Here is a 25,674-nt window from a genome sequence, read left to right as displayed (position 1 = left end):
CATGCTACAGTCTGCGCCATTGTTTAGCAGATAAGTTTTTGTAAAGGGGGGCTTTAAGTGCCACAGTTTAGCAAAATTTCGCAATTACAAGATTTATGGGATGACCTACCTGTATTTATTAGTAAATTACAACAGATGGCGCAGGAGATAAACCTATCATTGTCATCCTTTCCGATAGACCACATTTCAGTGCGTTGTCATCATCTTGCAACTGCAGAACGTTGGCACCAAGGGTTACTGCAATGTGCGCAACTTTTATCTGACAATGTAATTAATGGTCGGCCGATTCGTTTATATGAGCTAAGCGAACCGTTAAACATCGTAGGCCAAGATGTGTTTATGATTGAATTACCTTTCCCAAAAGACAAAATTTACCCGAAAGAAAGCTGGGAACATATTGAAATGGTAATTGATGTTGAGCCAAGTGAGCTAGAAACTTCGGCATTCCAGTTGCTACCTGACCCTTTGCCCCAAGGGTACCGAATGAAGATGAGCCAGCCTAAAGGGCAGCAAGAAAGGTTGCCAAATCCAACATTAGCAGTGTCAAATGGTGAAGTAACCGTTAAATACCATCCATTTCCGCTAAAAAAGATAATTGAAAGTGAAAAATAAGTGATGTAATTAACGTTATTGATCAATAATTCTCATTAACTTTTGGCGGTGTGATATCCATCCGATAACATTTTTTAATAAATGGCATTATTAGCCGAATTGTTAACGTTTAACATTAAATCTTTTCATTATTTTTGGGGCACATAAAGCAGGTATTTTATTGCTCTATTTCGGAGGTTGTGATGGCAAAACTGGAAATCTGTTGTTTTGGAATTGAATGCGCCCAAGTGGCCCAAGAGTATGGTGCAGATCGTATCGAGCTTTGCTCTGGCGCCGCTGATGGTGGCTTAACACCCAGTTATGGCTACCTGAAACTGGCAAAAGAAAAACTACATATTCCAGTTCATCCTATTATTCGTCCTCGTGGTGGTGATTTTTGCTATAACATCAGTGAATTTGACGTGATCCGTGAAGATTTAATTATGATTAAGGAAATGGGTTTTTCAGGCGCTGTTATCGGTATATTGGACAGTGAAGGGCGCATTGATATCAATAGGATGCACACGTTGATGGAAATAGCTCAGGGGATGAATATTACCTTCCACCGTGCATTTGATATGTGTATTAACCCATTGTTAGCTTTAGAACAATTAAAGGAACTCGGCGTAGCTCGCATTTTAACCTCTGGGCAGCAACAAAGCGCGGAGTTAGGTTTACCGCTCTTGAAAGAGCTACATGAAAAAAGCCAGCAAATTAATGGCCCACAAATAATGGCAGGTGCGGGCGTACGTTTGGCCAATTTAAGTAAATTTATGGAAATCGGCTTATCTGAGGTGCACAGTTCCGCGGGGAAAACGGTACCATCAACCATGAGTTACCGCAAAGTGGGCGTGACAATGGCCTCTAATAGTGAATCAGATGAATTTACTCATTATTGTGTGGATGGTCCTACGGTCGAAGCGATGAAGGACTTTATTTCTATTACAGAAAAAGTTTCTGTTTAATTGCTGCCGGACTCAATACACAGCTTTGATATAGAAATTTTACATAGCTTGTTATTCTTTAAGGAAAATCAATTCGTTGGTTTTCCTTATTGTTTTTTAGTCATCAACTAGTTTAATGTCATTAAAATAGTCAATAAGAAGACTAAAAATATGATTTATTTATCATTAATGGTTTAATTATTGCTTGTGTTGATGCATGTCAATTAACCCTTATTTTTATAAGGCTACTATCTAATTACTATAAGAATACTAAGTAATTCAATTTATAATAATTAATAAGGTAGCAATGTAATGATCAATAAAATCAGGGAAAAAGCGCTGAGCCGGCGACAGTTTATTCAAGCCTCTGCCTCTGTCGCTACGACAACGTCTATTATCAGCTCCATCTCTCTCCCTTTTTCCGCTCAAGCAACACCAACCATCACAATCCAACCCGATGAAGTCAGCGAAAAAATCAAATACAGCGCATGCTTAGTCAATTGTGGCAGTCGCTGCCCGCTCAAAGTACATGTAAAAGATGACGTCATTACTCGTATATCGAATGAAACCATGTATGACGACACGCAATTTGGTTTACATCAAATACGTCCTTGCTTGAGAGGGCGTTCTGTTCGCTGGAAAACCTATAACCCAGACCGCTTGAAATACCCGTTATTGCGTACAGGTAAACGGGGAGAAGGAAAATTTAAACGGATCAGTTGGGATGAAGCAACGACGATTGTGGCGCAAAAATTGCGCTCAACCATTGATACATATGGCAATGAAGCGATTTACTATCAGTATGGTTCAGGATCTACTGGTGCTAATTTACAAGGGCGTAATGCCTGTAAGCGGTTACTAAGCCAACTCGGTGGGTTTCTTGATCAACATGGAACCTACTCAACTGCACAAATAAACGGCGTTATTCCGTATGTTTATGGCAAGTTGGATGATTCACTGTTGTCTGAAATAGCCAATAGCGATTTAGTTGTGATGTTTGGTCATAATATTGCGGAAACACGGATGTCCGGTGGCGGCCAATTCTACGAAACCCTAAAAGCATTAGAAAAAAGCCAAGCTAAAGTCATTATTATTGACCCGCGCCGTACCGATAGCGTGACAACGCTAGGCGCTGAATGGATCCCAATTTATCCGGGGACAGATGGTGCACTTGTGGCTGCGATTATCCATACATTGATTAAAGAACAATTAACGGATGAGGCTTTTTTAGCGAAATATTGTGTGGGTTGGGATAGCCAGACACTTCCTGAGTCTGCACCCAAAAATGGCTCATATAAGGATTATATTGTAGGGCTCGGTGAGGATGGTATTGAAAAAACACCGCAGTGGGCTAGCCAAATTACAGGCGTCTCACCGGTTCGTATTATTCAACTGGCTCGTGAGTTAGGTAATGCGAAAGCCGCGTGGATTTCTCAAGGCTGGGGATTGCAAAGAACGGCATCGGGTGAACAAGCTGCACGGGCTGTGATGATGTTACCGATTGTCACGGGGCACATTGGACGTCCAGGAACGAATGCCGGAGGATGGGGAGGAAACGTGGCGTATTCGGTGCCAGGTTTTGCTATCCCAAATCCAGTTAAAACCAAGATCCCGTGTTTTATGTGGACAGATGCGATTGCGCGCGGAACCGAAATGACGGCGACAAATTCAACACTGCTTGGTAAAGAGCGTCTTGAAACGAATGTGAAATTTTTATGGCACTATGCGAGTAATGTCACGGGTAATCAACATTCTGACTTAAACAAAACCCACAAGATTCTAACAGATGAGTCTTTATGCGAATTTATTTTGGTGTGGGATACGCATATGACGCCATCGACTAAATATGCGGATTTAATTTTACCCGATGTGACCAGCGTTGAATCAAATGATTTAATTAATAACTCGTATGCCAGCGGTGCTTATCACTACGCTATTCGCCTACAAAATGCGATTACCCCATTATGGGAGTGTCGCCAATCTTATGATGTTTTAACTGATATTGCTGAAAAACTGGGTATTAAAGACCAATTTACTGAAGGTCGTACTCATGAGCAGTGGATAGAACATTGCTATAACCTGATGCGAGAAAAAAATCCACACTTGCCAACGTTCGAAGAAACGAATGATATGGGGATCGTGGATAGAAAATTGGCAAACAGTGCAGATTATATTGCATTAAAACCATTCAGAGACTCACCTGAAACCGCGCCATTACCCACACCATCGGGTAAAATTGAAATTTATTCAGAAAGGCTCGCTAAGATAGCGAAAGAGTGGGAATACCCAACTGACCAGCGAATACCTGCTGTACCTGAATATTGTGTAAATGCTGAAGGCGTTGAAAACAAGCAAGCTAAACAAAAATATCCACTGCAAATGACAGGCTATCACGATAAAGGCCATGCGCATTCTTCATATTTTAATATTGCAATGTTACGCGAAGCCGTTCCTCACCAGTATTGGATTAACCCAATTGATGCATCAGCTCGCAGTATTCAGGATGGTGATATTACTGAAATTTTCAATGACCGTGGACGTATGCATATTAAAGCAAAAGTGACGGAGCGCGTATTACCCGGTGTGATTGCAGTCCCGCAAGGTGCTTGGCGAGAAGTCAATGAGGAGGGGGTCGATATTGGCGGTTGTATCAATACACTAACGACACAACAACCTTCCGCCCTTGTTAAAGGGAATCCACAACATACTAACTTAGTTGACGTGAAACGTGCATAAGGAGCGATGAATGAAACAGTATGGTTTTTATTTTGACTCAACAAAATGCACTGGGTGTAAAACGTGTCAGGTGAGTTGTAAGGATGAAAAAGACCTTGATTTAGGGCCTAAATTTCGTCGGGTATACGAGTTTGGTGGTGGAACATGGCAGCAACAAGAGGGGATATGGCAACAGAATGTTTATAGCTACTATCTATCAATTTCCTGTAATCATTGTTCTAACCCAACCTGTGTTGCAGGATGTCCAACTGGCGCTATGCACAAACGTGAGCAAGACGGACTAGTGGTGGTCGACCAAACAATTTGTGTTGGATGTCGCTACTGCGAGTTACGTTGCCCATACGGCGCACCACAATATGATGAAAAGAAAAAATTGATGAGTAAATGCGATGGATGCTATGAACGCGTCGAAAAAGGGATGAAGCCTGTTTGTGTTGAATCTTGCCCACAACGCGCATTGGACTTTGATGATATCAACATCCTTCGCGAGCGACATGGCAATATTAGTGGGGTAGCCCCCATGCCAAACCCATCTCTTACTAATCCTAATATTGTCATTAAGCCGCATAAAGATGCTAAACCTTGTGGTGACAAAAGCGGGAAATTACAAAACCCAGCAGAGGTATAACATGCACGAACTTCCACTCGTTTTTTTCACCGTATTGGGGCAGTCGGCAGCAGGTTTATATTTATTGGCGTATGCGAGCCGAAAACTGGGTATGTTGGGCGAAAACCAATTACGTCATGCCAATATAGCGGCATTTGTCATCATGATCATTGCGCTAGTCATTGGAGGATTACACGTTGGGCAGCCTCTACGCTTCTTTAATATGCTTTTAGGCGTAGGCCGCTCACCAATGAGTAATGAAGCTTTACTCAGTGGTATTTTTGTCGCTTTTGGGGCCGCAACTTTATTATTCACCTTATTGATTAAAAATAAAGCGCTAAGTGAACTGTGTAATATTGCCACGGTTATTTTTGGTTTGGCATTCGTATGGTCAATTCCTCAAGTTTATAATATTGCCACAGTAGCCAATTGGTTTACTGTTTTCACGACACTACAAATGTGGATGACACTATTAGTCGCTGGTGGCGCGTTAGCTATCCTATTTGGCGCTCAGCGGTTAGGGGCGATGGTATTTTTGATTGGTTCAATTATTATTTTTGCTACTCGCGCGGCTTATGTGTCATTTTTAGGCGAGACAGGGCCAGAGATTAGTGCCGAGCAAGCTGGTTTTTGGAGCTTCCAGTTAGTCGTCTTAGCGGTGATGTTATTTGTTTACCCGGCGCTGTTATATCGCGGAAGAAATTCATCCGTACTATTAAGCCTATGTGCGCTAGCGGTTATTTTAGCAGAGTTATCTGGCCGAATTGCCTTCTATAATCTATGGCAAATAACAATGTAATCGCTTCTTAACCACTATGACAATAAATGCCTATGACTTGATTGCCATAGGCATTTTATCTTTATGGCTTACGGGCAACTAAAATTGCACGTAGTGGTGCGGGGTAACCTTCGATAGTTTTAGTTTTATCATTGGGGTCTAAAAATTCAGCCAGTGAATCTGTTTTCATCCATTGTGTGCGGCGTTGCTCTTCCAAAGAGGTTACTTCTTGGTCAACAATTCGGACATCGACAAAACCACATTTCTCTAGCCAAACTTTGAGCATTTTAGCGGAAGGTATAAAATAGACATTACGCATTTGGGCATAGCGCTCACCGGGGATTAAACACTGAAACTCATCCCCCTCAATAACCAGGCTCTCTAAAACCAACTCTCCTTCGCTGACTAATTGATTCTTAAGTTGCCACAAATGGTCGAGTGGTGAACGGCGGTGGTAAAGTACACCCATTGAGAACACAGTATCAAATGCTTTCAACTCAGGCAGTTGTTCAATACCTAAAGGCAACAAGTGAGCGCGTTGATCATCGCCTAATAGCTTTCTTACTGCTTCAAATTGGCATAGAAATAATTCCGTTGGGTCAATCCCAACGACAAATTTGGCATCTTGTCCTAGCATACGCCACATATGATAACCGCTGCCGCAACCGACATCTAAGACATAACGGTCTTTTAGTGATGAAATATGGGGTAATACGCGATCCCATTTCCAATCGGAGCGCCATTCCGTATCAATATTGACACCATAGAGAGAAAATGGGCCTTTGCGCCATGGCATTAATTGTTGAAGAATATTATTTAGGCGGCGAGTCTCGCCTGCAGTGAGCTCGGGTTCACGTGTCGCTGTCACGCTATGCTGTAAATCCAAATCAGTAGGAACCATGATTGGCAGGTTATCTAGCATTTTTTCCCATGAAGAAAAACCACCGTGTAACCCTTGTTTTTTCCATTCTGAAAGTTGTGCTGGAAGCGTTACAAGCCAATGACTTAGCGGGCCAACGGCAATTTGTTGGTAAAAACGACCAAAATCAATCATGCCTAGACCTCTTTGATGGCTAACAGTGAACCAAAATTAAAGCACTGGAACCAAACTTCACAGTGAGTAAAACCGGCATTTTTTAAACGCGCTTTATGTGCATCAACAGAATCTGTGAGCATCACATTTTCTAGCATGCTACGTTTTTGGCTGATTTCTAATTCGCTATAGCCATTTGCCCGCTTGAAATCGTGGTGCATATTGAATAATAACTCACCGATTTCTTTGTCTTCGAAGTTAAACTTCTCGGAAAGGACTAAAATACCGCCGGGTTGTAGCCCTTGATATATTTTACTGAGTAATAATTGGCGATCTTCTGGGTTGAGAAACTGTAAAGTAAAATTGAGCACAACCATGGAAGCATTTTCGATATTTACATCACGAATATCACCTTCTATAACGTCAACCGGTGTATCCGCTCGATAGGCATCAATATGGCGGCGGCAACGTTCAACCATAGCCGGAGAGTTATCAACAGCAATAATTTTGCTTTTTTCTACTGTAATATTACGCCTTATTGATAAGGTTGCTGCACCTAAAGAGCAGCCTAAATCGTAAACATGGCTGTGGGGTTTGACAAAACGACCCGCAAGCATACCAATCATCGTAATAATATTAGAGTACCCTGGCACGGAGCGTTGGATCATATCAGGGAATACTTCAGCCACTTTTTCATCGAATTGCCAGTCACCAAGGTTAGCGATAGGCGCAGAGAAAAGGCGATCTTTTGAGGTTGGATCTGAGTTTGACATAAGTTCTGTATTAAGCAAAAACAAAAGTAGTAAAGGATTGTATCAGAAAGGCTGTCTACTGAAAATCAATCCATAAGCAATGAAATAATGAGCGGCACATTAATAACTTGTGCCGTTACAGAGAGTAAAAACTAAAGATTAAATGAAACGATTTGCAGCCAAGGTAGGTAATAAGTATTGGCGATAACCATCAGTGCCATTGCAAGGTAAGTTGCTACCATGCCTGAACGGCGATATGAGTAATCGTGATTTTTCAAACCATAAGAGTGCAGTATTCGACCGGCAATTAAGATCAGGCCACAAATATGAATCATCCACACTTGTGCGCCATTCATTTCCATTAAAAGCAATAAAATTAATGAGATGGGAATGTATTCGATGGCATTACCATGAACGCGGATTGCGGTTTGTAACTCATAAAAACCGCCATCACCATAAGCTATACGGTATTGATTACGCAGCTTCACAACATTTAAGGATAATCTAAGCAGCAGTAAGGCACCCAGTACAGCATACAAAGAGCTGACCATTTTTTACTCCACCATAAAACGAATCAAACTATGAAAACACCTAAAAATATAAGTTATAGTAATGGGTATTAACAATATTTTGTGAATTGTAAATCCTAAAAAGCCGTTAGACAAATGAAATCACAACTTTTTTTGGGTAGTCCTCATGCTCTAGTTGATCAAACCTTCTTTCTTTAAGCGAGTTAAAATAGTCACCGCCGTGGTTGAGCAGCGCGGTAAATCGTCAATGCTGAACCAATCTAGCTCAGCAATCTCAGCAGCAGGGTGTGGCTCGCCTTGATAGTCTGCAAAGTAGCAACGAATACGGACTTGCGTTCCATCTGTTTTTCCATCAGCAGGGCCAATAAACTCACCATAAAACCGGATAGAAGCGGCATCTAGCTCAAGTTTTAATTCTTCGCTAATCTCACGGCAGAGCGCTTGTTCATCAGTCTCGCCTTGTTCGCGTTTTCCGCCGGGGATGTAAAACAAACTTTTATTATGGGAACGTACCATCGCAATTTTGTGATCTGATAAGGTGATTAACCCAAGCTTATCAATGATTTTAGCACTCATAATATGGCCACTCTGTTATTTAACGATGATAAGAGAATTATTGCTGTAAGTGAGTCATTAAGTAAAATGATAAAATTACTTAATGACTTAAATTATATTGTTTAAAAATTATTTTTTCTCAACGATTTTTACCAATTCATAACGGATACTTGGCGCATCAGCGGGTGGGTTTGGCACATCAAATTGCTTCACTTGCAAGGTATAAGAGAAGCCTGGTTGGTATTCGAAGCCTTGAATTGAACTATAAAAAAGTTGCCAGTCATCACTTGGATTTTCTTTCACTTTCATGCACTTCATTGGGGCAACTCCCATACAATCAGCAAGTGAAGAATCGATGTAAAAAGTTTTTGTATTATCAGTCTCTGCGGGTTTCATGTTTTGGCATCCAGCGAGTAGTACGAACATGGAAGTGGCAAGTAACAATTTTTTCATGGGCAATCCTTAAACTGCAGATGGTGATTAATTCAGCGTTATATCTGTCTGTTGTGATTATAGCAAACTGAAAAAGGTAACGATTCTGAAATAGAAAGATTAATGATTAAAGAAGTATTTATTAATCAATAGTTGAATTGGAAAACATTAAGTGATGTTACTTTGCTCAAAAAGACATCGAACTAACAAAATAAACCTCTGCTGCAATATGTACATGGTGCGGATAGTCCCTTAAAATCGATAGGATCATCATGATAGGCGTCTATCTCGCCATTCAATCTTGTTATTGTTGATTAGCCACAACAATAATTGATGAAAATATGATTAAAAACAAAATGGTTTACGTGTTATGTAGAATACGTAACTATTTGTCTAACAGAATTTCCTGTATAATGTCTGCCTTTTTGACATTCTGAATTTTCAGCTCAATGTTCAGCAAAATGCCAAATTTCCGCAGCAAGCAAATGCACAACAAGCTGAGTAAAAGGATATTGTATGCGTACTAATTATTGTGGGCAGTTAAACATCGCTCACGAAGGCCAAAAGGTCACTCTTAGTGGATGGGTAAACCGCCGTCGCGATCTAGGTGGTTTGATTTTTATCGATATGCGTGACCGTGAAGGTATCGTGCAAGTTTTCTTCGATCCCGATCGTAAAGACATATTTGAAAAAGCGTCAGAGCTGCGTAATGAGTTCTGTATCCAAATCACAGGGACAGTACGCGCACGTCCAGATAGCCAAAAAAATAAAGACATGGCAACGGGCGAGATTGAAGTATTTGCTGAAGAACTGAATGTTTTTAATAAGTCAGAGCCGTTGCCATTAGATAGCAACCAAACGAATACGGAAGAGCGTCGTTTAAAATATCGTTATTTAGATTTACGCCGCCCAGAGATGTCTGAGCGTCTGCGCACGCGCGCCAAAATCACCAGCTTTGTTCGTAATTTTATGGATAACGAAGGGTTCTTGGACGTTGAGACACCAATGTTAACCAAAGCAACACCAGAAGGTGCTCGTGACTATTTAGTACCAAGCCGTGTTCATAAAGGTAAATTTTATGCATTACCGCAATCACCTCAGTTGTTTAAACAATTGCTGATGATGTCTGGTATTGACCGTTATTACCAAATCGTAAAATGCTTCCGTGATGAAGACTTACGAGCAGATCGTCAACCTGAATTTACCCAAATCGATGTTGAAACCTCGTTTATGACCGCAGAGCAAGTGCGTGAAATTATGGAACGTATGATCCGTAATTTATGGTTAGAGGTAAAAGGGGTTGATTTAGGTAACTTCCCAATCATGACCTTTGCAGAAGCTATGCGTCGTTATGGCTCAGATAAACCAGACCTACGTAACCCAATGGAGTTAGTGGACGTCGCGGATATCGTAAAAGGTGTTGAATTTGCGGTGTTCTCAGGTCCAGCAAACGACCCGAAAGGCCGTGTTGCGGCTCTGAAAGTCCCAGGTGGCGCTGCTATGACGCGTAAGCAAATCGACGAATATGGTCAATTTGTCGGTATTTATGGTGCGAAAGGCTTGGCTTGGATGAAAGTTAACGAACGAGCTCAAGGCCTTGAAGGTATTCAAAGCCCAGTCGCAAAATTCTTGAATGAAGATGTGATTAACCAGTTACTAGACCGCACAGGCGCAGTTGATGGCGATATCTTGTTATTCGGTGCGGGTGCAAAAAATGTCGTAACCGATTCAATGGGCGCGCTACGTTTGAAAGTCGGTCGTGACTTTGAATTAACCGATTTAAATAGCTGGCAGCCACTGTGGGTGATTGATTTCCCAATGTTTGAAGATAATGGTGAGGGCGGGTTAACTGCGATGCACCATCCATTTACTTCTCCTAAAGATTTCTCACCTGAAGAATTGGCCAGTAAACCCGAAGAAGCCGTTGCTAATGCGTATGATATGGTCATCAATGGTTACGAAGTTGGCGGTGGTTCAGTACGTATTCACCGCAATGAAATGCAACAAACGGTATTTAGTATTTTAGGCATTAATGAAGAAGACCAACGCGAAAAATTTGGCTTCTTATTAGATGCATTGAAATATGGCACGCCACCACACGCAGGATTAGCCTTTGGTCTTGACCGTTTAGTGATGCTGTTAACAGGAACCGATAATATTCGTGATGTTATTGCTTTCCCGAAAACAACAGCGGCAGCATGTTTAATGACGAATGCTCCAAGCCATGCGAATCCTGATGCATTGACGGAGCTCGCTATCGCCGTGGTTGCGAAAGACGAAGAGTAAGTTCAATGAAAAAATATAAGCGCCCGGAATCGATATTAGTCATTATTGTGGCTCAAAGTAGTGGACGGGTGCTTATGTTACGACGTAAAGACGACCCAGACTTCTGGCAATCAGTGACCGGAAGTTTGGAGCCTGATGAAACGCCGTATGAAACGGCGTGTCGTGAAATTAAAGAAGAAACGGGTTTTGAGGTTGAACAAAACCAGCTGCAAGATTTGTCGCACAGTATCATCTTTGAAATTTTCCCACATTTCAGGCATCGTTATGCACCTGATGTTACGCATTGCAAAGAACATTGGTTTAAAATGGTGCAAAGTGAAGAAAAAATGCCATTACTGACGGAACACAGCGAATATCGTTGGCTAGCCCCTGATGAAGCGGCGAGCTTAACGAAATCCTGGAGCAATAGTCAGGCTATTTTAGAATTTGCTGTTTAATTATTTATTGACGTTTTTTGGAGATATTTCATGGCAGGTCATAGTAAATGGGCCAACACCAAACACCGTAAAGCGGCACAAGATGCTAAGCGCGGTAAAATTTTCACTAAAATTATCCGTGAATTAGTCACAGCAGCCCGCTTAGGTGGTGGTGATCCCGCAACAAACCCACGTTTACGTGCAGCGGTGGATAAAGCATTATCGAACAACATGACTCGTGACACCTTAAACCGTGCTATCGCACGTGGTGTTGGTAATGATGATAACGATAATATGGAAACCATCATTTATGAAGGTTATGGCCCGGGCGGGACAGCAGTTATGGTTGAATGCTTAAGTGATAACCGTAACCGTACTGTTTCAGAAGTGCGCCATGCATTCACTAAAACAGGTGGTAACTTGGGTACAGACGGCTCCGTTTCTTACTTATTTACTAAACGCGGCGTGATCACTTATGCACCGGGCGTTGATGAAGATGCCATAATGGAAGCGGCATTAGAAGCGGGTGCTGATGATGTTGAAACTTATGATGATGGTGCAATCGATGTTTACACAACGCCAGAAACTTTTGGTGAAGTGAAAGACGCATTAGATGCTGCGGGTTTTACCAGTGAAGCTGCAGAAGTATCAATGATCCCGTCGACCAAAGCAGAGCTGGATGCTGAAACGGCGCCTAAATTGTTACGTCTTATTGATATGTTAGAAGATTCAGACGATGTACAGGAAGTTTACCACAATGGTGATATTTCTGACGAAGTCGCTGCCACACTGTAATTTGTGAGGCACTAAATGGCGGCATAGTCATTTAGCATAATCCGCGTAGAGAAAGCGGGCTGGCGCAGCCTGTTTTCTCTAACGCCTTCTACTCTTTCCTTTCCCTTATCCGCTATACTTTCTTCTATATCAACGAGCTAACTCGCTTTTAGTTTTTATCAGCTATTCAAATAGCTATTTAGTTGAAATTGATAGTATTATGAGATGGATAGTATTATGAAGCTTATTAGAACAACATGATTAATATAAAGAGGTATAAGTAAATTTATATGGCGATTATTTTAGGTATTGACCCCGGTTCTCGTGTTACGGGATACGGTGTTATTCGCCAGCAAGGCCGGCAACTACTGTATTTAGGTAGTGGGTGTATTCGTACACAAGTTGATGATTTACCAAGTCGTCTGCAACGAATTTACGCGGGTGTCTCGGAAATTATCACACAATATCAACCGGATGTACTATCCATTGAACAAGTTTTTATGGCGAAGAATGCGGACTCCGCATTAAAACTTGGGCAAGCGAGAGGCGTGGCCATTGTTGCTGCTGCAAACATGAATATACCCGTATTTGAATATGCAGCTCGTCAGGTCAAACAAACAGTTGTAGGTACGGGAGCCGCAGAAAAAAGCCAAGTACAGCATATGGTTAAATCAATTCTAAAATTGTCAGCGAGCCCACAGTCTGACGCAGCAGATGCTTTGGCAATTGCGATTACACATTGCCATTTCAATCAAAATCTTTTAAAAGTTGGCGACCCACGGTTAGTTTTAACTCGTGGACGTTTAAGATAGCGAGTTTATCTTAAACAGAATTGCTTATTAATAAATAGCGTGTAGCTGGATATGCATCCAGCATTTTTTGTGGTATAAACAACAGTATTAATGATAATAAACCAACCTGCTCAAGGTTTAGTTAGTAATAGAGGGCTTCAATGTGATAGGTCGTTTACGTGGTATTGTTTTAGAAAAGCAACCTCCAATCGTATTATTAGAACTACAAGGTGTCGGTTATGAAGTCCATATGCCAATGACTTGTTTCTATGAACTGCCCGATATTGGTCAGGAAGCTATTGTTTTTACTCACTTTGTTGTTCGTGAAGATGCCCAGTTACTCTATGGTTTTAACGATAAGCAAGAAAGGGCATTATTTAAAGAGCTGATCAAAGTAAATGGTGTTGGCCCCAAATTAGCCCTCGCGATTTTATCCGGTATGTCTGCTCAACAATTTGTTTCCGCTATCGAACAAGAAGCTATTGCATCACTGGTTAAATTACCTGGAATTGGTAAGAAAACCGCAGAACGTTTAGTGGTCGAAATGAAAGACCGCTTCAAAGGCCTCAATGGGGATTTATTTAATCCAAATAGCGACATTAATCTGCCAAATGTAAACAGTAAAGTTCCCAATATGGCGGATATCGAAGCAGAAGCTGCCGCCGCATTGATTGCTTTAGGGTATAAACCACAAGAAGCAAGTCGAATGGTGAGTAAAGTTGCAAAACCGGATAGCGATTCTGAAACATTGATCCGTGATGCCCTTCGTGCCGCACTTTGATTGAGAGAATTTTAATATGATTGAAGCTGATCGCCTAATAACTGCTGAAGTATTACAGTCAGATGAAGAAGCTATTGACCGTGCGATCAGGCCAAAGCTATTGAATGAGTATATTGGTCAGCCTCAGGTTAAAGACCAAATGGAAATATTTATTCAAGCAGCGAAAATGCGAGGCGATGCGCTTGACCATCTGCTCATCTTTGGCCCTCCAGGGTTAGGAAAAACAACTTTAGCAGGGATTGTTGCAAATGAACTCGGTGTTAATCTGCGTACAACTTCAGGGCCCGTATTAGAAAAAGCAGGCGATTTAGCTGCCATGCTAACTAATTTAGAGCCCCATGATGTCCTATTTATTGATGAAATCCATCGATTATCCCCAGTTGTTGAGGAAATACTTTATCCCGCAATGGAAGATTACCAACTCGATATCATGATAGGTGAAGGGCCTGCAGCGCGCTCGATTAAAATTGATCTCCCGCCTTTCACATTAATTGGTGCAACGACTCGGGCAGGGTCGCTCACATCACCATTACGTGATCGCTTTGGTATTGTGCAACGGCTAGAATTTTATCAAGTTGATGATTTACAACATATTGTCAAGCGTAGTGCCCAATATATGGGGTTAGATATCACCGAAGAAGGTGCGCTACAAGTTGCGATGCGTTCAAGGGGAACTCCACGTATCACTAACCGTTTGTTACGTCGTGTGCGGGATTTTGCTCAAGTGAAAGGTGATGGTTCGATTGATGGGCTAATTGCTAACCAAGCTTTGGACATGTTAAATGTCGATGCTGCAGGTTTTGATTATTTAGATAGAAAGCTTCTAGTTGCTATCATTGATAAATTTATGGGTGGTCCTGTTGGTGTTGATAACCTCGCAGCAGCCATTGGGGAGGAGCGTGAAACCATAGAGGATGTTTTAGAGCCTTATCTTATCCAGCAAGGTTTTATTCAGCGTACCCCTAGAGGTCGAATGGCGACGGTTCATGCGTATAACCACTTTGGTTTAACGCCTAAAGAAATTTAATTATATTAAATGAATAAATATGGCCCCAACATTGTTTTCAATGTTGGGGCCATTTGCATTAAAAATAGTATGTAATGACTGAAATTATGTAGCTTAAAGCTTAAATTAATTTTTCGCTTTTATTGCTAAGCTTAGTACAAATAGAATAGCCGATACCAACACGACTGACGGCCCAGCAGGGGTATCGTAGAAAGCAGAGAAAGTTAGCCCCCCGGTTACAGCAATCATACCAATTAAGACAGCGATGAAAGCCATTTGCTCAGGTGTTCGAGCAAAACGCCGAGCCGTTGCTGCAGGTATAATCAATAAAGACGTAATAATTAACGCCCCAACAAATTTCATAGCGATACCAATTGTTAGTGCGGTAACTAACATCAGTAATAAACGCAGTCTTTGAATATTAATCCCATCAACAAAAGCAAGCTCAGGGCTAACCGTTATGGACAAAAGTGCCCGCCAACGATAAAAAAGCAACCCACAAACGACAATAACGCCAATAAAAATCGTTATAATATCTTCATAGCTTACTGAGAGTAAGTCACCAAATAAGTAAGCCATTAGGTCAACGCGGACATTAGCCATTAAGCTAACAACGACTAAACCTAAAGACAGTGAACTGTGTGCCATAATACCCAGTAAAGTATCAACGGCAAGTTGTGGGCGTTTTTCTAGCCAAACCAAAATTAAGGCTAATAGTAAAGTGACAGCAATAACGGCATAGAATGGGTTGATATTTAATAGAAGCCCAAATGCGACCCCTAACAATGAAGCATGAGCTAGCGTATCGCCAAAATAGGACATTCGGCGCCATACAACAAAAGAGCCTAGAGGACCTGCCGCAATGGCAAGTAGCATGCCTGCTATCCAGCCAGGTAATAGTAACTCAATCATGTTTGCAGTCCTTGCTGTGCTGGTGACCAACAATAATATTGCCTTCTAAATCATGTTGATGATTATGTTGATGGCGGTATACACCAAGTTGTTGTGCACCGCGATAACCAAACATAGCGACAAATTCTGGGTGGTTTGAAACAACATCGGGCGCACCAGAACAGCAAATATGGCCGTTAATGCAAAGTACTTTATCTGTTTTTGCCATCACGAGATGCAAGTCATGGGAAACCATTAATACAGCGCAGTTAAGCTCAGTTCTTAATTGGTTGATTAAGTCATATAGTGCAACTTGACCTGTGATATCAACACCTTGAGCTGGCTCATCAAGTACGAGGAGATCCGGTTTATTGAGTAGGGCACGAGCCAGTAAAACACGTTGTGTTTCACCGCCTGATAACTTTTGCATCGGTTGTTCAAGTAAATGCGTTGCTTTGACTCTTTCGAGTGCAGGTAACAAATGCTCTTTACGAACACCAAGTTTTAATAACATAAAACGTTTAACAGTAAGGGGTAGCGTCGTATCCAAATGAAGTTTTTGTGGAACATAGCCAATAGCGAGAGAAGAAGGACGCGTAATAGTACCTGATGTAGGGGCAAGTAGCCCGAGTACAACACGTACAATTGTTGATTTTCCAGCTCCATTCGGGCCTAAAAGGGTTACGATATCACCTTTATTCAGTTCAAAGGTAACATCATTGAGAACCTGTTTTTCGCCAAATGAAACAGAAATCTTATTTAAAGTCAGTAATGGTTGCATGTGAAAAACATCTTGCAGAATTCATGTTGTGTTATATTATAACATTTCAAAATCAAAATCACGGAAAAAGACTGCTATGATACATAAATCGAAAAACATTGCCTGCAAATTTCTTTTTGGAGCAGTGGCGAGCTCCGTATTAAGTGCAACAATGGTATCAGCTGCGAATGCTGATGTTGTGGCCTCAATACGCCCACTGGCCTTTATTGCCGCGGGAATTGCAGATGGTGTCACTGAGACACAAGTTTTATTACCAGACGGTGCTTCGCCCCATGATTATGCACTTAAACCTTCTGATTTGAAAAAAATTAAACAGGCTGATTTATTCGTATGGGTTGGTCCTGATATGGAGATGTTTTTACAGAAGCCAATCAATACATTACCACAGAATAAACGCCTAGCATTGGCTGAACAGAAAAACATTAAGCCACTTCTTATGGCAGAGTCCCATGAAGATGAACACGACCATGAACATGGAGATGAAGCTAATCATGACAAGGATCACGAACATCATCACCACGGTGAGTATAATATGCACATCTGGTTGTCTCCAGAAATTGCAAATTTTGCTGCGCAAGACATTTATGAGCGTTTAGTAGAGCTTTATCCTGAACAAAAAGATAAGCTAGACGTAAACCTTCGTAAATTCAAAGAAAATATGACGCAAAATGATCAGAAAATTGCTAGTATTTTGCAGCCAGCTAAAAACAAGGGTTATTTTGTTTTTCACGACGCTTATGGCTACTTTGAAAAACACTATCAATTAGCTCCATTGGGGCACTTTACGATAAACCCAGAAATACAACCTGGCGCGCAGAAATTACATCAAATACGAACACAATTGGTTGAGCATAAAGCGCAATGTGTTTTTGCTGAGCCTCAATTCAGGCCTGCTGTGATTGAAAGTGTAGCACGTAATACGGGGGTGAAAATGGGAACTCTCGACCCACTAGGAATTGGGCTGGCGATAGGGCCGGATAGCTACATGCAGTTTTTGACTCAATTATCAGAGCAATACGCCAGCTGCCTGGATTAAAAATAGAAGGAATTGTTTAAGTGCAGCAAATGGCCAAAAGTCTGGCTCAGGTATACGGTAGCCTGTCTAGAACACACAAAATTGTATTAAGTACGCTCACTGTAGCGACTATGGCCGTCGCAATTTGGCGGCCAGTTCATGTACCAACAACAGCTGAATATGATGGTACACCGGATACCATCATTCCGCTTTCATTATTACCTGCAAGTGATGCTACCGACGATATAATTCAAGACAGTAGTGAACAGCTACCAGATGAAGGCCTCGCTGATACTGAAGCAGAAGCCGTAGAGACGGGAGGAGTGGCTGCGCCTCTCGTCCATGAATATGTTGTTGCAAGTGGTGATAACTTAACGACTATTTTAACTCAATTCGGTATTGAAGCTGGTGACGTTGCAACACTATCTAACCAACATAAATCACTGAGAAATCTGAAGATAGGCCAGTCATTAAATTGGTCGTTAACTGATCAGGGTGAGTTAGAGTCATTAACATGGGAAGTTTCTCGCCGTGAGACCCGTGTATTTACCCGTGTTGGGACGACAAACAAATTTGAAGAAGCTAAGCAGATTCGCGAAGGTGAATGGACTAACAGTGTTTTAAACGGTACGGTTGACGGCACATTTGCGCAAAGTACAAATAAAGCGGGCTTAACGCGTAATGAAGGCCGTGAGGTAATTAAAGCTTTACAATGGCAGGTTGATTTCAAAAAATTGAAAAAAGGCGATAAGTTCAGTGTATTAATGAGCAGGGAAATGCTTAATGGTCGCAGTGAACAGAGCCAACTTATTGGTGTTCGCCTACAAACGAATGGAAAAAGCTATTATGCTTTTCGCGCTGAAGATGGGCGCTATTATGACAGTGAAGGGAATGGTTTAGAACGTGGTTTCTTACGTTTTCCAACTGCTAAGCAGTTTAGAGTCTCTTCACAATTCAACCCTCGGCGAGTTAACCCAGTTACTGGGCGCGTAGCACCGCATAAAGGTGTGGATTTCGCAATGCCTGTTGGCACACCAGTACTTGCTGTTGGCGATGGCGAAGTGATTGTTTCAAAATACAGCGGCGCTGCAGGTAACTTTATTGCAATCCGTCATGGCCGCCAATATACAACTCGTTATATGCACTTACGTCAATTATTAGTTAAGCCAGGCCAGAAAGTTAAGCGCGGTGATCGTATTGCGTTATCAGGCAATACAGGGCGTTCGACTGGTCCTCATCTACATTTTGAAATGTGGGTAAATCAACAAGCGGTAAATCCACTCACCGCAAAATTACCGAGTTCTGGTGGTTTAACAGGAAAAGAGCGTAAAGAATATTTAGCGCTTGTGAAAGAAACGAAACCACAACTCAAGCTACAGTAATTTAAGTTTCTATTTTTATCACTGGCAGGTACTTGTATCTGCCAGTTTTCTTTGTAATGCTCCCGTAAACTATTATTATAAGCTATAGAAAGATGGCTATTATTCACTTGAGTACAGCATGAATAAAGATCAAGACACTGATAGTAAAAAAGGCTATGTGCCAACTTTTCACCGTTCTTACCTATTACCTAAATATTGGGGGGTGTGGCTAGGGGCTGGTGTTTTAGCGGGATTGGCTTTCATTCCTGTTAAGATCCGTGACCCTTTACTTGCTAAAATAGGAAAATGGGTTGGGCGGCTTGCTAAAAGTGGCCGTCGTCGTGCCAAAATTAACTTACTTTATTGTTTTCCGGAATTGACCGAACATCAACGAGAAGAGTTAGTTGATCGCATGTTTGAAACCGCACCACAGTCTTTTGTCATGTTGGCAGAGTTATGTCTTCGTGGTGCGAGTAAAACGCTAGCGAGGACACATTGGCATAATCAAGAAATTATAGAGCGCTTAAAACAGCAGCAAAGTAATGTTATTTTTATGGTTCCTCATGGCTGGGCTGTTGATGCGCCAGCCATGTTATTAGCAGCAAAAGGCCAACAAATGGCTGCAATGTTTCATCACCAAAAGAACCCTGTTGCCGATTACTTATGGAATAAAGCGAGATACCATTTTGGGGGGCGTTTGCACTCAAGAGAGGCGGGGATTAAGCCTTTTATCGCTTCTGTTAGGCAAGGTTATTGGGGCTTTTATCTTCCTGACCAAGATCATGGTGAAGAGCATAGTGAATTTGTTGATTTTTTTGGTACATATAAGGCGACATTACCTGCTATTGGTAGGCTAATGAAAGTTTGCAAAGCGAAAGTTGTACCGCTATTTCCCGTTTATGACCATAAAACGCACCAATTGCATATTTATATCCGTGAACCAATGGATGATATCGATGGTAAGGATGATAAGTACATTGCACGAAGAATGAATGAGGAACTGGAATATTTGGTTTCTCCGAATTTAGAACAATACACATGGATATTAAAGCTATTAAAAACGCGTAAAGAGGGGGAGATAGAACCTTATCAACGTAAAGATCTCTACCGTTAGTGTTTAGTTTTACAGAATAGTGTTTAAGCCATTACTTTTTAAGTAATGGCTTTTTTTATTTAAAAGTGTGTATTTATAAAATGAACGAGGGTTCATATTATTACTTGCCTAACATCAGATAAACTAGAACTAATAAATATCAAACCGTATCGTTTTAAGTAATTATTATGCTGATGATATTATCACTAGCAGTAATTAGCCAGTGTAACATTAATCATGAAATTAGATCTTAGTATATATACTGAAGCAGCTTTATTTCAATGTTTGTATTGTGATATTCCTTTTTATTTATCTAATGTAAAGCCAACCATGCAGTAGATAACATTACAAAATCATCATTAAATGACTAGCCAGTTATGGTTATTATTTGTATGCTTTACAATAATTATAGTTGAGTATTGGTTTTTTCTTCTAAAATTATTTTTTTTCATCTTTATGAAATTATTATTTTTTTAATTTAAAATTGAAATTATTTATTGGTTATTTATGTTAATTATATGATAAGTGTAAGGCTATATTTAAAATATAAAATCAATCTTTATATTAAAAATTATTCCTTACATACTAAAAAAAAGAGAATAAATAATTTTAAACATATGAGTAAATACTAAGCATTATGTATAATCACTTATTAACGATATATAAAATATATTGCTATATTTTAATTATATAATAAAAATGACTCCCAGATTAATACTTGGAGACTCTATGGAAAAAACTCGAACAACGTTAGATCAATGGATAACTCTACAGGTAGTGGTTGACTACGGTGGTTTTGCTCAAGCAGCTGAAATTTTGCATAGGACACAATCATCAATTAGCTACACCATTAGTAAATTAGAGCAAACATTGGAAATTGAAATATTTTCTTTAGAAAAACGTCGTGCAGTATTAACTAAACAAGGAGAGCAGCTATTAGCGCTATCGAGAGAGGTAACAAATAAAGCAATTTCATTAGAAGAGGTTGCTAAATCATTAAATTATGAAGGAAATAATAAAATTAATATTGTTATTGATTCACTATATCAAAGTGATGAAATACTGAAGAAAATTGGGGGGGTAAGTCGCTCTAGAAAGGATTATGATATTGATTTGAAACGTGTTTTATTAAAAAAAACAGATGTTTTTGAAGTTAAAAATTATGATTTATTAATTACTCACCATTACGTTGAGTCGTTAAACCCTATATTCCTTGAGCAAGTTGAGGCGGTGTTTGTATCCAATCCAAATCATAAGCTTCAACATTGCCAGGCTGATAATGTATTGAAATCAATGGAAAAAACAACATTGATTGCTTTGGGAACTACAGATATGGATAGTATAAAAAGCATCCAAACCATTCATGTTCCTAATGTGGATTTAGCAATTCAATTAACAGAGAATTCGATTGGGTATTTATGGTTACCAAAAAATTTAGTCCAGAAGGAATTGAATAATAATTCATTAAAAGAGCTGAAAACAGCAAATAAAAAATCATTCTATAATTTTTATATGTATCTGAATAAAAATTCAATGGCTAATGAAATTTTAAGATACTACCTAATTGATAATGAAAAAGCTAAATTAATGAGTCAATTAATGAATAACCAAAATTAAACATAAATATTTTAGATGTCATTTTAAAAAATTCAATGTATCCATTAGTTAACTTAACTAAAGGTAAATGGTATATTCCTTTAGAACATCTAATATGAGTAATTTATTTATTCATATAATAGTAATTAATAATTAAAAATTTTATTATAGGAACTATTATGAGTATTCTAAAAAAATCCCTAGCAGTAATAGGGGTTGCTTTAGCTGTAACATCTGCGCCAACTGTTTTTGCTTCAGGTACAATTAATTTTACCGGGGAAATAACTGACATTGCTTGTACAGTTGATAGTAATTCAAAAAATTTAAATGTTGATCTTGGAAAGGTATCAGCTAAAAGTTTAGCTGCACAGGGTGAAGTTGCAGGATTGAAAGACTTCACGATTAAGCTTGTTGATTGTCCAGCAAACTCGAAAGTAACTGTACGCTTTGGTGGTACACGTGATACTGCAGACCGGGATATTCTTGCCATCAACCAAGGTGCAGGTGTTGCAAATAATGTCGGTATTGCTTTATTTGAAAAAGACGCAACAACACAAATCAAATTATTTGATGACTCAAAACAAATTGAATTCGATGGTGCAACTGTAGACTTAGATTACGTAGCTCGTTATAAAGCTACAGGCGCAGCAACTGCAGGTCCTGCTAATAGTAGTGCAGTATATAGCATTCAATATCATTAATTATTTGGAGGGCACAATGGTTGCCCTCTTTCTCACATCAATATCATGGCTGTTTTATGAAAAAAATATTTTTTTCAATCTGTATATGTTTATTTTCTATTTCTAACATCTCTCAAGCGTCAGGTATTAGTGTAGGTGGAACACGTTTTGTCTATGAAGAAAACAAACGTGAAATTGATATCCCGATTTTTAATAGTGATAAAGAAAAACCATTTTTAATCCAAAGTTGGGTTTCTCCATTTAATGGTGAGGGTAAAGCACCATTTATTGCTACGCCACCATTATTCCGAATTGAACCAGATACAAATGGCTCAGCGAGAATTTCATACATAGGTGAACCTATAAATTCAAATGAAGAAAAAATCTATTTGCTTAATATTAAATCAATACCACCGAAAAATAATAGTATTGAAAATGAGCTACAGATAATTATAAACTCACAATTTAAATTATTTTTAAGGTCGAAAGATATTGAACCTTTTGATTTTGAGAAGGTTAATTTAGTTGAAAAATCAGATGGAGTTATGATTGATAACCAAACACCATATCATTTATCAATCAAAAATATTCTTATCAATGACAAGGTTATTGATGGCGCTAGCTTAATATACCCATTTAAAAATGACTACATTCTTAAGAAAAAAATAAATAATGGTGATTCAATAGTTGTTCAGTTTATTAATGATTATGGCGCTATCATAGAGAAAAAACCAAGTAAGAGTATCTAAGATGTCAATTCTCTATACCAAAAATAGAATTATGTATTCTAAAGTTTTTACTACGATCAGCTTGATATTGTATGCCAATAATACAATTGCTGAAGATATATTTGATATCAATGCCATCAACACTGGAATTGAAAGTCAAGTTGCCGATGTGAATAGCTTGGGCTACTTGTCATCCACAGGTGGGCAATTACCAGGTGACTATTTTGTTGATATTTATATTAATGATCAACGGGTGGACAATAAGAATATTACATTTTTATTTGATGATAAAACTAAAAAACTACTCCCTAAAATAACAAAAAAAATGCTACTAGATTGGGGGGTAAAAAACTCAGCAAGCGAAAAATTCTCAGTAATTGAAAGTGATGAATATTTGAACGATATTGCTCAAATTATTCCTAGCGCTAATTATCAATACAAATTCGAAATCCAACAGCTACAAGTTAGTATTCCTCAAATTGGATTAGAAAATACTAGCCGAGGTTACGTTGAACCGAAAGAATGGGACGATGGAATTAATGTGGCATTTGTTAATTACACTGCAAGATTTAATAAGCATTGGTACCAAAATAGAGATAACAGAGATAATACATTCTTAGGTTTAAGAAGCGGTATTAATATAAATGCTTGGCGTTTGCGTAGCTATAGCACATATAGTAATACAACCAATGAAACAAATTGGAATAACTTACAAACCTATATAGAGCGAGATATCAGAAGTTTAAAAAGTCGATTAACGATTGGTGAAACATCCTTTGATAATGGTGTGATGGAAAGCAACCCTTATCGTGGGATAAGGTTAGCTTCCGATGAAAGTATGTTGCCTCAAAGTGAAAGAGGTTTTGCACCGACAGTCATAGGAATTGCACAATCAAATGCGATTGTTACTATTAGGCAAAATGGTAATGTGATTTATCAAACAACTGTACCCCCCGGTGAGTTTTCAATTAATGATTTATATCCAACTTCATACAGTGGTGACCTTGAGGTCTCCATTGAAGAAGCTAATGGAACAATCCGATCTTTTATTCAGCCGTTTTCAGCGGTACCAATGATGCAAAGGGCAGGTGCATTAAAATATAGTGTAGATATTGGTAAATATAATGTTGATAGTGCACGGCGTAAACCAAATTTTGCGCAAGCATCAGCAATTTATGGGTTACCATATAACTTATCCGCTTATGGAGGTTTTTTAGTTTCCCAAGGCTATCAAGCTTACACAATAGGTACTGGAGTAAACTTAGGTAATATTGGTGCGATATCGACAGATATTACACAAGCATCGGCACGATTGATTGATAAAAAGAAGGCAGAAGGGCAATCATACCGAATTCAGTATTCAAAATATATTCCAGATACAGGCACTTCTTTTTCTTTAGCATCATATCGCTATTCAACAAAGAATTATTATGATTTCTCTGATTCGAATAATTACTTTTATAACATCGATCGGAAAAAACAACAGTTTCAAGCATCAGTATCCCAATCACTTAACGGAATAGGTTATTTATCAGTGAATGGTTACCAGCAATATTATTGGGATAAAAGTGGTTCAGATAAAAATCTAACAATGAGTTTTAGTTCTAATTATAATTCGATGAATTACAGTGTTGCTTATTTTTATACAAAGCAAGATTATTCGAATACCAATGACCAAATGCTGTCATTAAATTTAAGTATTCCTTTTGATTTAGGGTGGAGAAATAATTGGATCAATTATAGCTATAATACCAGTAAAAAAGGCGACTCTATTAGCTCATTGAGTTTTAATGGTACGCAATTAGAAGATAATAATTTGCAGTATGACCTCACACAAAGATACCACCATAGCCATGATGAATATAGTAATTCCATTAGTGCAAGCTATATAGTTTCATCAGGGGAATACAGTGTAGGCTATAATGATGATCCTAAATATCATTCTGTCGATCTAGGTGCAACAGGAGCATTATTACTGCATTCTGGAGGGCTAACGACATCACGTACTATTTATGATTCTGCAGTGCTCGTAAAAGCTGAAGATATTGATAATTTAAAAGTGAATAATGCGCAGTCGCTCTATACTAACTCTTCAGGCTTTGCTGTAATTCCTACGGTTACACGCTATGAACGAAATAAAATTAGTGTCGATACTGCAACATTAAGTGGTAATAATGATGTTGCTATTAATACAACAACTGTCGTTCCTACTCAAGGAGCTATTGTATTAGCTAATTTTCAAGCAAAACGCGGCGCTAGAGTATTACTAAAACTGCAGCATGCAGGCAAACCAATTGCATTTGGCACACAAGTTTCTGTTATAGAAAATGAAGAGCAAGTGACTGGAGGTATTGTTGCAAATGATGGGGAAGTGTATTTAAGTGGTGTTCCAGAGCAAAGTATCGTCATTGTAAAATGGGGTAATAGTCATAATCAACAATGTACAGTTCCACTTTCATTATCGTTAGAAAATGAAAAAATTCAGTTTATAGAACGAACTTGTGAATAGGAGTCGTC

The 25,674-nt window shown here is 39.3% G+C and carries 25 protein-coding genes; 18 read left to right on the top strand and 7 right to left on the bottom strand.

Annotated features, from left to right (window positions below):
* Window positions 1–57: 57 nt before the first annotated feature.
* The 5 genes from PR767_RS00975 to PR767_RS00955 all read left to right on the top strand — a co-directional run bounded on the left by PR767_RS00975 (window position 58) and on the right by PR767_RS00955 (window position 5,677).
* Complete coding sequence (locus PR767_RS00975; RefSeq protein WP_004910664.1) at window positions 58–612, top strand: VOC family protein; 555 nt, start codon at window positions 58–60, stop codon at window positions 610–612.
* Between the two features lie 182 nt (window positions 613–794).
* On the top strand, window positions 795–1,556 hold the full coding sequence (cutC, locus tag PR767_RS00970; RefSeq protein ID WP_109911317.1) for a copper homeostasis protein CutC: 762 nt from the start codon (window positions 795–797) through the stop codon (window positions 1,554–1,556).
* A gap of 291 nt (window positions 1,557–1,847) precedes the next feature.
* Window positions 1,848–4,271 carry a DMSO/selenate family reductase complex A subunit gene (locus tag PR767_RS00965; protein ID WP_272519754.1) on the top strand — a complete coding sequence of 808 codons (2,424 nt, stop codon included), beginning with the start codon at window positions 1,848–1,850 and terminating at the stop codon, window positions 4,269–4,271.
* Between the two features lie 10 nt (window positions 4,272–4,281).
* Complete coding sequence (locus PR767_RS00960; RefSeq protein ID WP_004910671.1) at window positions 4,282–4,899, top strand: DMSO/selenate family reductase complex B subunit; 618 nt, start codon at window positions 4,282–4,284, stop codon at window positions 4,897–4,899.
* A 1-nt stretch (window position 4,900) separates the two neighbouring features.
* Complete coding sequence (locus tag PR767_RS00955; RefSeq protein WP_004910672.1) at window positions 4,901–5,677, top strand: dimethyl sulfoxide reductase anchor subunit family protein; 777 nt, start codon at window positions 4,901–4,903, stop codon at window positions 5,675–5,677.
* Window positions 5,678–5,738: 61 nt separating this feature from the next.
* Here PR767_RS00955 and cmoB read toward each other — a convergent pair whose 3' ends face one another.
* The 5 genes from cmoB to PR767_RS00930 all read right to left on the bottom strand — a co-directional run bounded on the left by cmoB (window position 5,739) and on the right by PR767_RS00930 (window position 8,979).
* Window positions 5,739–6,710, bottom strand: a complete 972-nt coding sequence (cmoB, locus tag PR767_RS00950) for a tRNA 5-methoxyuridine(34)/uridine 5-oxyacetic acid(34) synthase CmoB (RefSeq protein ID WP_004910673.1) — start codon at window positions 6,708–6,710, stop codon at window positions 5,739–5,741.
* Between the two features lie 2 nt (window positions 6,711–6,712).
* Window positions 6,713–7,462: a carboxy-S-adenosyl-L-methionine synthase CmoA gene (gene cmoA, locus PR767_RS00945; RefSeq protein ID WP_004910674.1), complete on the bottom strand. Its 750-nt coding sequence runs from the start codon at window positions 7,460–7,462 to the stop codon at window positions 6,713–6,715.
* A 131-nt stretch (window positions 7,463–7,593) separates the two neighbouring features.
* On the bottom strand, window positions 7,594–7,992 hold the full coding sequence (locus PR767_RS00940) for an MAPEG family protein (RefSeq protein WP_004255048.1): 399 nt from the start codon (window positions 7,990–7,992) through the stop codon (window positions 7,594–7,596).
* Between the two features lie 150 nt (window positions 7,993–8,142).
* Window positions 8,143–8,547: an NUDIX hydrolase gene (locus PR767_RS00935; protein ID WP_004910675.1), complete on the bottom strand. Its 405-nt coding sequence runs from the start codon at window positions 8,545–8,547 to the stop codon at window positions 8,143–8,145.
* Between the two features lie 108 nt (window positions 8,548–8,655).
* The gene (locus PR767_RS00930) at window positions 8,656–8,979 is read right to left on the bottom strand and encodes a DUF4377 domain-containing protein (protein WP_109911319.1); all 324 of its coding nucleotides are present in this window, start codon (window positions 8,977–8,979) and stop codon (window positions 8,656–8,658) included.
* 495 nt (window positions 8,980–9,474) lie between these two features.
* Between PR767_RS00930 and aspS the strand changes: the two genes are divergently transcribed.
* From aspS to ruvB, 6 genes are all read left to right on the top strand, one after another.
* Window positions 9,475–11,244, top strand: a complete 1,770-nt coding sequence (aspS, locus tag PR767_RS00925; protein WP_123382002.1) for an aspartate--tRNA ligase — start codon at window positions 9,475–9,477, stop codon at window positions 11,242–11,244.
* Window positions 11,245–11,249: 5 nt separating this feature from the next.
* Window positions 11,250–11,681, top strand: coding sequence for a dihydroneopterin triphosphate diphosphatase (gene nudB / locus PR767_RS00920; protein ID WP_004910680.1), 432 nt, complete (start codon window positions 11,250–11,252; stop codon window positions 11,679–11,681).
* Window positions 11,682–11,711: 30 nt separating this feature from the next.
* Entirely contained in the window at window positions 11,712–12,455 is a 744-nt protein-coding gene (locus PR767_RS00915) for a YebC/PmpR family DNA-binding transcriptional regulator (protein WP_004255032.1), read from the top strand.
* 269 nt (window positions 12,456–12,724) lie between these two features.
* Window positions 12,725–13,246, top strand: a complete 522-nt coding sequence (gene ruvC / locus PR767_RS00910) for a crossover junction endodeoxyribonuclease RuvC (protein ID WP_004910683.1) — start codon at window positions 12,725–12,727, stop codon at window positions 13,244–13,246.
* Window positions 13,247–13,388: 142 nt separating this feature from the next.
* Window positions 13,389–14,006 (top strand): Holliday junction branch migration protein RuvA, encoded by a 618-nt coding sequence (gene ruvA, locus PR767_RS00905; protein ID WP_004910685.1) that lies wholly within the window; start codon window positions 13,389–13,391, stop codon window positions 14,004–14,006.
* A 16-nt stretch (window positions 14,007–14,022) separates the two neighbouring features.
* Window positions 14,023–15,033 carry a Holliday junction branch migration DNA helicase RuvB gene (ruvB, locus tag PR767_RS00900; RefSeq protein WP_004255021.1) on the top strand — a complete coding sequence of 337 codons (1,011 nt, stop codon included), beginning with the start codon at window positions 14,023–14,025 and terminating at the stop codon, window positions 15,031–15,033.
* A gap of 105 nt (window positions 15,034–15,138) precedes the next feature.
* On the opposite strand, the gene znuB is transcribed toward ruvB, so the two are convergent.
* Window positions 15,139–15,924, bottom strand: coding sequence for a zinc ABC transporter permease subunit ZnuB (gene znuB, locus PR767_RS00895; protein WP_109911322.1), 786 nt, complete (start codon window positions 15,922–15,924; stop codon window positions 15,139–15,141).
* Entirely contained in the window at window positions 15,917–16,684 is a 768-nt protein-coding gene (gene znuC, locus PR767_RS00890) for a zinc ABC transporter ATP-binding protein ZnuC (protein WP_004910688.1), read from the bottom strand. The genes znuB and znuC overlap by 8 nt, the downstream gene beginning before the upstream one ends.
* 76 nt (window positions 16,685–16,760) lie before the next feature.
* Here znuC and znuA point away from each other — a divergent pair, with 76 nt between their 5' ends.
* The 7 genes from znuA to PR767_RS00855 all read left to right on the top strand — a co-directional run bounded on the left by znuA (window position 16,761) and on the right by PR767_RS00855 (window position 25,666).
* A complete protein-coding gene (znuA, locus tag PR767_RS00885) occupies window positions 16,761–17,720 on the top strand; it encodes a zinc ABC transporter substrate-binding protein ZnuA (RefSeq protein ID WP_004910690.1) in 960 nt (319 codons plus the stop codon).
* Between the two features lie 20 nt (window positions 17,721–17,740).
* Complete coding sequence (gene mepM, locus PR767_RS00880; protein WP_004910692.1) at window positions 17,741–19,081, top strand: murein DD-endopeptidase MepM; 1,341 nt, start codon at window positions 17,741–17,743, stop codon at window positions 19,079–19,081.
* A 118-nt stretch (window positions 19,082–19,199) separates the two neighbouring features.
* A complete protein-coding gene (gene lpxM, locus PR767_RS00875; protein ID WP_004910694.1) occupies window positions 19,200–20,174 on the top strand; it encodes a lauroyl-Kdo(2)-lipid IV(A) myristoyltransferase in 975 nt (324 codons plus the stop codon).
* Between the two features lie 708 nt (window positions 20,175–20,882).
* Entirely contained in the window at window positions 20,883–21,770 is an 888-nt protein-coding gene (locus tag PR767_RS00870; protein ID WP_272519753.1) for a LysR family transcriptional regulator, read from the top strand.
* Window positions 21,771–21,928: 158 nt separating this feature from the next.
* Window positions 21,929–22,450 (top strand): fimbrial protein, encoded by a 522-nt coding sequence (locus PR767_RS00865; protein ID WP_110731910.1) that lies wholly within the window; start codon window positions 21,929–21,931, stop codon window positions 22,448–22,450.
* Window positions 22,451–22,506: 56 nt separating this feature from the next.
* Window positions 22,507–23,178, top strand: a complete 672-nt coding sequence (locus PR767_RS00860) for a fimbrial biogenesis chaperone (protein WP_109913286.1) — start codon at window positions 22,507–22,509, stop codon at window positions 23,176–23,178.
* Window position 23,179: 1 nt separating this feature from the next.
* Entirely contained in the window at window positions 23,180–25,666 is a 2,487-nt protein-coding gene (locus PR767_RS00855; RefSeq protein ID WP_272519752.1) for a fimbria/pilus outer membrane usher protein, read from the top strand.
* Window positions 25,667–25,674 lie beyond the last annotated feature (8 nt).

Source organism: Providencia sp. PROV223, from assembly GCF_028479245.1.
In the GTDB taxonomy this organism is placed as follows: Bacteria; Pseudomonadota; Gammaproteobacteria; order Enterobacterales; family Enterobacteriaceae; genus Providencia; species Providencia rettgeri.
Note: the sequence above shows the minus strand (reverse complement) of the source record. Positions and strands in the feature narration are given on the sequence as shown.

Bases quoted from the DNA above. Each gene is read 5' to 3' on its own strand.
- cutC (WP_109911317.1), top strand. From the start codon at position 795: ATGGCAAAACTGGAAATCTGTTGTTTTGGAATTGAATGCGCCCAAGTG.
- PR767_RS00930 (WP_109911319.1), bottom strand. From the start codon at position 8,979: ATGAAAAAATTGTTACTTGCCACTTCCATGTTCGTACTACTCGCTGGA.
- PR767_RS00960 (WP_004910671.1), top strand. From the start codon at position 4,282: ATGAAACAGTATGGTTTTTATTTTGACTCAACAAAATGCACTGGGTGT.
- ruvB (WP_004255021.1), top strand. From the start codon at position 14,023: ATGATTGAAGCTGATCGCCTAATAACTGCTGAAGTATTACAGTCAGAT.
- aspS (WP_123382002.1), top strand. From the start codon at position 9,475: ATGCGTACTAATTATTGTGGGCAGTTAAACATCGCTCACGAAGGCCAA.
- znuC (WP_004910688.1), bottom strand. From the start codon at position 16,684: ATGCAACCATTACTGACTTTAAATAAGATTTCTGTTTCATTTGGCGAA.
- PR767_RS00865 (WP_110731910.1), top strand. From the start codon at position 21,929: ATGAGTATTCTAAAAAAATCCCTAGCAGTAATAGGGGTTGCTTTAGCT.
- PR767_RS00870 (WP_272519753.1), top strand. From the start codon at position 20,883: ATGGAAAAAACTCGAACAACGTTAGATCAATGGATAACTCTACAGGTA.
- PR767_RS00860 (WP_109913286.1), top strand. From the start codon at position 22,507: ATGAAAAAAATATTTTTTTCAATCTGTATATGTTTATTTTCTATTTCT.
- znuA (WP_004910690.1), top strand. From the start codon at position 16,761: ATGATACATAAATCGAAAAACATTGCCTGCAAATTTCTTTTTGGAGCA.
- nudB (WP_004910680.1), top strand. From the start codon at position 11,250: ATGAAAAAATATAAGCGCCCGGAATCGATATTAGTCATTATTGTGGCT.
- PR767_RS00955 (WP_004910672.1), top strand. From the start codon at position 4,901: ATGCACGAACTTCCACTCGTTTTTTTCACCGTATTGGGGCAGTCGGCA.
- PR767_RS00855 (WP_272519752.1), top strand. From the start codon at position 23,180: ATGTCAATTCTCTATACCAAAAATAGAATTATGTATTCTAAAGTTTTT.
- PR767_RS00915 (WP_004255032.1), top strand. From the start codon at position 11,712: ATGGCAGGTCATAGTAAATGGGCCAACACCAAACACCGTAAAGCGGCA.
- lpxM (WP_004910694.1), top strand. From the start codon at position 19,200: ATGAATAAAGATCAAGACACTGATAGTAAAAAAGGCTATGTGCCAACT.
- PR767_RS00940 (WP_004255048.1), bottom strand. From the start codon at position 7,992: ATGGTCAGCTCTTTGTATGCTGTACTGGGTGCCTTACTGCTGCTTAGA.
- PR767_RS00965 (WP_272519754.1), top strand. From the start codon at position 1,848: ATGATCAATAAAATCAGGGAAAAAGCGCTGAGCCGGCGACAGTTTATT.
- ruvC (WP_004910683.1), top strand. From the start codon at position 12,725: ATGGCGATTATTTTAGGTATTGACCCCGGTTCTCGTGTTACGGGATAC.
- cmoA (WP_004910674.1), bottom strand. From the start codon at position 7,462: ATGTCAAACTCAGATCCAACCTCAAAAGATCGCCTTTTCTCTGCGCCT.
- PR767_RS00935 (WP_004910675.1), bottom strand. From the start codon at position 8,547: ATGAGTGCTAAAATCATTGATAAGCTTGGGTTAATCACCTTATCAGAT.
- cmoB (WP_004910673.1), bottom strand. From the start codon at position 6,710: ATGATTGATTTTGGTCGTTTTTACCAACAAATTGCCGTTGGCCCGCTA.
- znuB (WP_109911322.1), bottom strand. From the start codon at position 15,924: ATGATTGAGTTACTATTACCTGGCTGGATAGCAGGCATGCTACTTGCC.